1 protein-coding gene and 2 rRNA genes (1 of these 3 cut by a window edge) are annotated in these 2,500 nt (G+C 59.4%); 1 reads left to right on the forward strand and 2 read right to left on the reverse strand.

Going from position 1 to position 2,500, the window contains the following annotated elements; translation table 11 throughout:
• Positions 1–215 precede the first annotated feature (215 nt).
• The gene (locus M673_RS23425; RefSeq protein WP_202814337.1) at positions 216–1,028 is read left to right on the forward strand and encodes a replication initiation protein; all 813 of its coding nucleotides are present in this window, start codon (positions 216–218) and stop codon (positions 1,026–1,028) included.
• A 461-nt stretch (positions 1,029–1,489) separates the two neighbouring features.
• On the opposite strand, the gene rrf is transcribed toward M673_RS23425, so the two are convergent.
• Positions 1,490–1,604, reverse strand: a 5S ribosomal RNA gene (gene rrf / locus M673_RS23430).
• 89 nt (positions 1,605–1,693) lie between these two features.
• A 23S ribosomal RNA gene (locus tag M673_RS23435) occupies positions 1,694–2,500 on the reverse strand (it continues 2,015 nt past the right edge of the window).

The following is a 2,500-nucleotide window of genomic DNA, read 5'->3' on the forward strand; positions in this document are numbered from 1 at the left end:
CGCATCTCTTTTCCCCAGAGCACCCGTTTTTTCTTGTTTTTTCTTGTTTTTAGAGGGAAATTTCTTTTTAAAATCAGATACTTGACCCCCCCTATTCTCCCTTTTTCCGGGTTTATTCTCCCTTTTTCCGGGTTTCATCTCCCTTTTTCCGGTCGTTTTCCACAGAGCGCCCCGTCCAAAAACCCTCTATTCTCCCCTTTTAAAATGAGGGGAGAATGACCCGGACCATGGGAGAAAAGACCGTTCAAAGCCTTGAGAATCTTGGTTCGGGATCATTGACGCCGACTTTGCCCGAACGCCTGTCCGGCGAGCGCTGGATCTCGATGCACAATGCGCTGAACCGGGCGGGGCACGGTCTCACCTTGTCGGAAAAGCGCATCGTCGCGACGGCCGCCTCCAAGCTCGGCAGCTACCGGCGACTGGGACCAGGCGAGGTGCCGGTGACGCGGATCACCGCGGCCGAATATGCCGAGGCCTTTGAGGTCGACATGACGACCGCCTACGAGGCGCTGCAGGGCGCCGCCCGGGCCTTGTTCGGCCGCTCCATCACCTTCTATGAGGCGGCTCATCGACGCCGCGGCAAGCCGGTGGAACCGACCAAGGTCCAGATGCGCTGGGTGGGAGCGGTCAAATATCACAGTGGCGAGGGCTGGGTGGAGCTGCACTGGTGGCCGCCGCTGCTTCCCTACCTCACGGGGCTGCGCAAGCAGTTCACGAGCTATCAGCTCAAACAGGCCTCAGCGCTGCGCTCGGCCTATTCCTGGCGCCTTCTCGAGCTACTGACGCGCTTCGAGGCGACCGGGAGGGCGGAATACGCGATCGAGGACTTCGCGCTCTCCATGGACGCCACGGAAAAGCAGCGAGCCGATTTCGGAAAGCTGCGCACCAAGATCTTGGAGCCAGCGGTGCGCGAGCTCTGCGAGAAGGACGGATGGCGGATCGACTGGAAGCCGGTGAAGGCGGGGCGGCGCGTGGTGAAGCTGCGCTTCGCCTTTAGCCGGGACGCGCAGGGCCGCCTGTTCGAGTGACGCTTGGCTTCACCCGGACGCGACGGCGGGATGGGACGAGGCAGCCGTCACGCGAGACGCGGAAGGCGGGATTTTGTGACGGGGCTCGGCGCCGACCACCCATCCGGGACAGGCGCGGTGGCTTTGAGCGAAGCCAGATGCCAGGCGAAGAGCATGATCGAATAGAAAGACCGTAGAGAGGCCGGATGAGTCTTTGGCTAGTTTGGTAGCCAAAAACAGCACGTCGCTCACCTACGGGCTTTCTCGTGGATCTGAGAGCCTATTCGTTGGGTGAAAGAGAGCTGGCAGATAGAAGCTGGGAGGAGGGGCGGAAGGCAAAGGCCGCCGATCGCTGAAACGAGCGCCGGCGCTGGCAGGCGCAGCCGAGCTCGAACTCCGAGACCCAGACAAGCAAAAACCCCCGCCTCGGGAGAGAACGGGGGTTTTTTGAAGGAAGGAAGAGAAGAAGATGCGATTGGCAGACCTGGCAGCGACCGACTTTCCCGCGTCTTAAGACGAAGTATCATGGGCGCTGAGGCGTTTCACGGCCGAGTTCGGAATGGGATCGGGTGCAGCCACCTCGCTATAACCACCAGGTCGGCCAATCGCATCATGCTGGAAGCTGTGTCTCGAAGAAGAAGCCCTTTCATCCCGGCAAGGCCTGGGATGAACATGGGCGAATGAGAACGATCAAGCCGATCGAGCTATTAGTACCGGTCAGCTTCACGCGTTACCGCGCTTCCACATCCGGCCTATCAACGTGGTCGTCTTCCACGGCTCTGATAGGGAATACTCGTTTCCAGGTGGGTTTCCCGCTTAGATGCCTTCAGCGGTTATCCCGTCCATACATAGCTACCCTGCACTGCGGCTGGCGCCACAACAGGTCCACCAGAGGTATGTCCATCCCGGTCCTCTCGTACTAGGGACAGATCCTGTCAATATTCCTGCACCCACGGCAGATAGGGACCGAACTGTCTCACGACGTTCTGAACCCAGCTCACGTACCGCTTTAATTGGCGAACAGCCAAACCCTTGGGACCTGCTCCAGCCCCAGGATGCGATGAGCCGACATCGAGGTGCCAAACAACCCCGTCGATATGGACTCTTGGGGGTCATCAGCCTGTTATCCCCGGCGTACCTTTTATCCGTTGAGCGATGGCCCTTCCACGCGGGACCACCGGATCACTATGACCGACTTTCGTCTCTGCTCGACTTGTCTGTCTCGCAGTCAGGCGGGCTTATGCCATTGCACTCGACGACCGATTTCCGACCGGTCTGAGCCCACCATCGCGCGCCTCCGTTACTCTTTGGGAGGCGACCGCCCCAGTCAAACTACCCACCATACACTGTCCCGGATCCGGATAACGGACCGCGGTTAGACATCCATGACGATAAGGGTGGTATTTCAAGGATGGCTCCACGCGAGCTGGCGCCCACGCTTCAAAGCCTACCACCTATCCTACACATGCCGACACGAATGCCAGTGTAAAGCT

This window comes from Aureimonas sp. AU20, from assembly GCF_001442755.1.
Classification (GTDB): Bacteria; Pseudomonadota; Alphaproteobacteria; order Rhizobiales; family Rhizobiaceae; genus Aureimonas.

What these genes read in the sequence shown, in the direction of transcription:
- M673_RS23425 (WP_202814337.1), top strand. Translation starts at nt 216, where the DNA reads ATGACCCGGACCATGGGAGAAAAGACCGTTCAAAGCCTTGAGAATCTT.